We start from the raw sequence: 5,264 nt of genomic DNA on the forward strand, positions 1-5,264 counted from the left end.
AAGCTTGAAGCACTCGAGAAAAAATCGCTCACGCGCTCTCTGCCCGAACTCTTAAGACCGCAGAGTTTAGAAGAGATCATCGGGCAGGAACGTGCTGTCGATGCCATCAAATCGAAGCTGGCATCTGTCTATCCGCAGCATCTTCTTCTCTACGGACCTCCCGGTGTCGGCAAAACGACTGCCGCACGTCTTGTCTTGCAGGCGGCACGCGAGCTGAAGCATACGCCGTTTGCCGAAGATGCGCCGTTCGTCGAGGTAGACGGTACGACGCTCCGCTGGGATCCGCGCGATATTACCAATCCGCTCATTGGTTCTGTACATGACCCGATATACCAAGGCGCACGACGCGATCTTGCCGAAACGGGTATCCCCGAGCCGAAACCGGGACTTGTTACCGATGCGCACGGCGGTATCCTCTTTATCGACGAGATCGGTGAGATGGATCCGATGCTCCAGAACAAGCTCCTCAAAGTCATGGAAGACAAACGGGTATCGTTCGACTCGACGTATTACGATACGAGCGATCCGAGCGTACCGAACTATATTCGCCGACTGTTTGAACACGGCGCACCTGCCGACTTTATCCTGATCGGCGCAACGACGCGTGCTCCGTACGAGATCAATCCTGCCTTCCGTTCGCGTTGTGCAGAGATCTTCTTCGAATCGCTCACGCCGTCGCATATAAAAGATATCATCAAAAGCGCGATGGAAAAACTCCACGCCGAGGCAGAAGCCAAAGTCGCCGAGATCATCAGCGAATATACGATAGAAGGCCGTAAGGCCATCAACCTGCTTGCCGATGCGTACAGCGGTGCGCTCTATCGTGCAAACGGGAACGATGATCATATCACCATTACCGAAGACGATATCTACCGCGTCATCCAGGCGTCGCGCCTTTCGGCGTACGTTACGCAAAAAGGCTCCGACAAGCCTGAAGTCGGCCGTGTATTCGGTCTTGGTGTCGCAGGATATCTCGGCTCTGTTATCGAAATAGAAGCTGTCGTATTCCCTGCGAAAGAAAGCGGGAAGGGTCATATCCGTTTCAACGAAACGGCAGGCTCTATGGCCAAAGACTCTGTGTTCAATGCAAGCTCTGTCGTTCGCCGAATGACAGGCAAAGACCTTGCCGACTACGATGTTCATATCAACATTATCGGCGGTGGTCAGATAGACGGCCCATCGGCAGGCGTTGCCATTCTCGCGGCGATCCTGTCGGCACTGACAGGTAAGCCTGTTCGCCAGGATATGGCTGTCACGGGCGAGATATCGATACAAGGCCGTGTCAAAGCCGTCGGCGGTGTCGTCGAAAAAGCATACGGCGCGAAACAGGCAGGCATCACGTCGATGATCCTGCCGAAGGAAAACGAAAAAGATATTCCTGCCGCACATCTCGGGCTGAATCTTCATCCCGTAGCGACGGCAGAAGAAGCGATCCGATTATTGATCGGAGATATTACGGACTAAAGGAGGCACTACTGTGATCGAACGGATACCACCGCAGAACTTAGAAGCAGAATATGCCGTGCTCGGCGCGATGCTGATAGAAAAAGAAGCCATTGCCAAAGTGACGGAATTTTTGCGTGCGGGCGACTTTTATCGCGAAGCCAACCGCTTGATATTCGACGCGATGATGGAACTCTACAACAAGGGAGAAGCCATCGACATGGTCACGGTAACAGAGCATCTTCGCAAGCAGGACAAGCTCGAGCGTGTGGGCGGTATCGCTTATATCACGTCGCTTGCCAATGCCGTACCGACGGCGGCGAACGTCGTCCATCACGGCAAGATCGTCGAAGAAAAGTCCATCCTCCGACATCTCATCAACTCCGCAACACAGATCGCGGGCATGGGGTATGAGGACAGCGAAGACGTCGAAGATATCCTGGACAAAGCCGAAAAATCGATCATGGAAGTGTCGGGACGCAAGATCAGCGGTGACTTCACCTCTATCAAAGACGTCGTCTACAAGGCGTTCGACAAGATCGAACACCTGTTCCAGTCGAAAGGTGCCATTACAGGCCTTCCCAGCGGATTCAAAGACCTTGACAAGCTGACGGCAGGGCTTCAGCCGTCCGACTTGATCCTGATCGCGGCACGCCCGAGTATGGGGAAAACGGCATTTACCCTGAATATCGCCACGAACGTTGCGCTTCGTTCGAAGAAGCCTGTTGCGTTTTTCAGTCTTGAGATGTCGAAAGAACAGCTCGTACAGCGTATCCTCTGCTCGGAAGCGGCGATCGATTCGCAGAAGCTCCGTGTCGGTGAGCTTGACGACCACGATTGGGAAAAGCTCATCACCGTATCGGACGCGCTGTCGCAGGCTCCGCTCTTTATTGACGATACGCCGGGTATCACCGTTCTTGAGATGCGTTCGAAAGCGCGCCGTCTGAAGATGGAACAAGGCCTCAGTCTTATCGTTATCGACTACCTCCAGCTTATGCAGGGCAGTGGTAAAAAGAGCAGCGAGAACCGTCAGCAGGAGATCTCCGAGATATCGCGCTCCCTCAAGGCTCTTGCGCGTGAGCTCGAAGTGCCTGTCATCGCACTCAGTCAGCTCAGCCGCAGCGTCGAAGCGCGTCAGGTCAAAAAACCGATGCTCAGCGACCTTCGTGAATCGGGCTCTCTCGAGCAGGACGCCGACATCGTAGCGTTCCTCTATCGCGAGGACTACTACGACAAGGAAACGGAGAATAAAAACATCACCGAGATCATCATCGCCAAGCATCGTAACGGCCCTGTCGATACGGTAAAACTGTTCTTTCACAGCCAGTTTACGAAGTTCTGCGACCTCACACTCAGAAGCGAATAACAAGAGAAATGACCATGCTTTTTTCGGAAGGCATGGTTTCTTTTTTGCGGGCGGAGAATATAAGGAAAAATATAATAGGCAGCAAGAAGGATAAGGCGTGGTTTCTTTTTGTGCAAAGGAGAATGGGCAGATGAGGGGCGATCGCTTGACATGAAAAAAATGCGAATGATATGATGATAGTAGCCATATCACGCACAGCATCGACCACGAAAGAAGCAGGCTTGCAGTAAATATAACTGCCAAGAAATTAGATATAGCCTCGCTGTGCTTGATATACGAAAGGAGTGTGTCCTATGAAACGTGCTTGGAATCATAAACTGGTCGGAGCCGCGCTCTTGTCGCTCGTTCTCGCGGGCGGCTGGGCAGAAGCGAGCGAGCCGACTATTGATATGAGTGCGGTAACAGAGATGACAGTCATCCAAGAGATGAACGAGCTTGTGCGCGCGAACTGTCCCTCGATCGTCGATATCGCTGCGATCGCGGACGAAGAGGACGGACAATGGGTGCGCGAATATATCACCTTGAACAACTTGCCGCCAACAGACCTGTACCGTCGCGGTAAGCTCATCACCGCGGAAGACAGACAGAGATTGCTCGATAATATGAACCTTGACCCGATCGGCAAAACGCAGGAAGTCGGCTACGGTGTGGCGGTGCGCCGCGCCAACGTAAGAAGCATGCCGATGGGAGGCGGTCTGTTCCTGTCGGCAGACGATATGGAGCATGACATTCTCCAAGTAGGCGCACTCGACCCGTGTGAAACAGTCAGACTGCTGCATGTCAGCAAAGACAGACGATACTATTTCGTACAAAGTCAGTCGATGTACGGCTGGGTCTTCGTCGGCGATATTGCCGTTGCGAAAAAAAGCGACTGGATGTCGTATCATGCACCGACGGAATTCGTTACCGTGATCGCGCGCGGAGAACGGATCAAACATGATGGCGAAACCGTCTATGCGCAGATGGGGACAAAACTGCCGCTCGTCAGCGAAAAAGAAAACGAATATAAGGTCAAGCTTCCGATGCGCGGCAACCACGGCAAACTTGTCGATGTCGAAACGATGCTCGAAAAATCGGACAGCTACATCATCGGTCATCTTGACTATGGAGCGAACGAGATCGCAAGCCTGATAGACGCATATGTCGGTGCGCCGTACGGCTATCACGGGCTCAAAAACAGCGAAGATAACGACGGTATGATAGGCGATATCTATCGTGCGATGGGCATCGTCCTGCCGCGTGAGGCAGGCGAGCTGGCGTGCGCAGCTTATCAGCTTCCGCCTTGCGGTGATGTATCTGTCGTGCCGACAGAAGAAGGAAATGTGCTCATGATCGAACGCGACGGACAAGTGACTGTTATCGGCATGTCGGCAGACGGTAAGACGATCGGCGCGTACCCGCTCAGTGAGGATAAGCAGCCGTGACCGATACCCGTATCGCAGCGCAGAGCGCGCTTCTTCTGGCAGTCGCGCTCTGCATCCAAAGCCTGCGCTTCATTTTGCCGCTGCCGCCATTTGCCTCCATGTTCATCATCGGAACAGGTATCAATCTGATGCTTCTGTTCCTCGTGCACCGCGTTTCTCTGAAAGGTGCCGTCATCGCTTCGGTCGCACTTCCTGTCACAGCTTTTTTTGAGGGACAACTGCCGCTTTTTGTATTTTGCCCCGCGATCGCCGTCGCCAATATCATCTTTGCTATCGTCGCTTCGCGTTATCACAGACAGATGCGGATATGGCTCGCACCGCTCTGTAAGGCGGGCGCGCTCTATCTGATGAGCTGGGGCATCGTTTTGGTCGCCGAGCTTCCGCCTCAAATGACGCACACCATCCTCTTTATGATGGGGTTCGGACAGCTTATTACTGCGTCGGCAGCAATTTTCTTAGAAAAAAAGATAGAAAATCGTATTTTTTGCCAAAAAAATTGTTGACAAAGCATATTGTCGTTTGATATACTCCTATTGTTGCTCTAATTGAGAGCTACATGATCCACTAGCTCAGTCGGTAGAGCACCTGACTTTTAATCAGGGTGTCCCGCGTTCGAGTCGCGGGTGGATCACCACCATGGCGCGTTGGTCAAGCGGTTAAGACACCGCCCTTTCACGGCGGCTACATGGGTTCGAATCCCATACGCGTCACCATTGCCAATTACGGAACCTTCCGATTGGATATATCCGCAGTTCGTCATCGGACACGAACGAGAAACGAACAGATGCGGAACCTTCTCTGAGTCATACTTCGTAAAGATATACCTTCGGGATATGAAGCGAACGACGGATTCAGTTACCTATAATGCCGAACTCGCAAGCCAACCGAATTTCGTAAGTGAAAGCGTATGCTCTGCAAAGCGAAACAAGGAGTGCGAAACGAATAGGCGTGATGGGCGATTAGCTCAGCTGGGAGAGCGTCTGCCTTACAAGCAGAATGTCGGCAGTTCGATCCTGTCATCGCCCACCAAA

At 52.7% G+C, this 5,264-nt stretch carries 4 protein-coding genes and 3 tRNA genes; all 7 read left to right on the forward strand.

The features are described from left to right. On the forward strand, positions 1-1,464 hold a 1,464-nt coding region (gene lonC, locus IJN28_04610; protein MBQ6713054.1), incomplete at its 5' end, for a Lon family ATP-dependent protease. Positions 1,465-1,477: 13 nt separating this feature from the next. Continuing rightward, positions 1,478-2,809, forward strand: a complete 1,332-nt coding sequence (gene dnaB / locus IJN28_04615) for a replicative DNA helicase (GenBank protein MBQ6713055.1) — start codon at positions 1,478-1,480, stop codon at positions 2,807-2,809. 293 nt (positions 2,810-3,102) lie between these two features. Next, positions 3,103-4,233 carry an SH3 domain-containing protein gene (locus IJN28_04620; GenBank protein ID MBQ6713056.1) on the forward strand — a complete coding sequence of 377 codons (1,131 nt, stop codon included), beginning with the start codon at positions 3,103-3,105 and terminating at the stop codon, positions 4,231-4,233. Next, positions 4,230-4,736 (forward strand): hypothetical protein, encoded by a 507-nt coding sequence (locus IJN28_04625; protein MBQ6713057.1) that lies wholly within the window; start codon positions 4,230-4,232, stop codon positions 4,734-4,736. The genes IJN28_04620 and IJN28_04625 overlap by 4 nt, the downstream gene beginning before the upstream one ends. Positions 4,737-4,791: 55 nt before the next feature. Then, positions 4,792-4,867: transfer RNA gene (locus IJN28_04630), tRNA-Lys, on the forward strand. A 4-nt stretch (positions 4,868-4,871) separates the two neighbouring features. Next, positions 4,872-4,946: transfer RNA gene (locus tag IJN28_04635), tRNA-Glu, on the forward strand. A 240-nt stretch (positions 4,947-5,186) separates the two neighbouring features. Beyond that, a tRNA-Val gene (locus IJN28_04640) sits at positions 5,187-5,262 on the forward strand. Positions 5,263-5,264: the final 2 nt, after the last annotated feature.

The organism is Selenomonadales bacterium (assembly GCA_017442105.1).
In the GTDB taxonomy this organism is placed as follows: domain Bacteria; phylum Bacillota; class Negativicutes; order RGIG982; family RGIG982; genus RGIG982.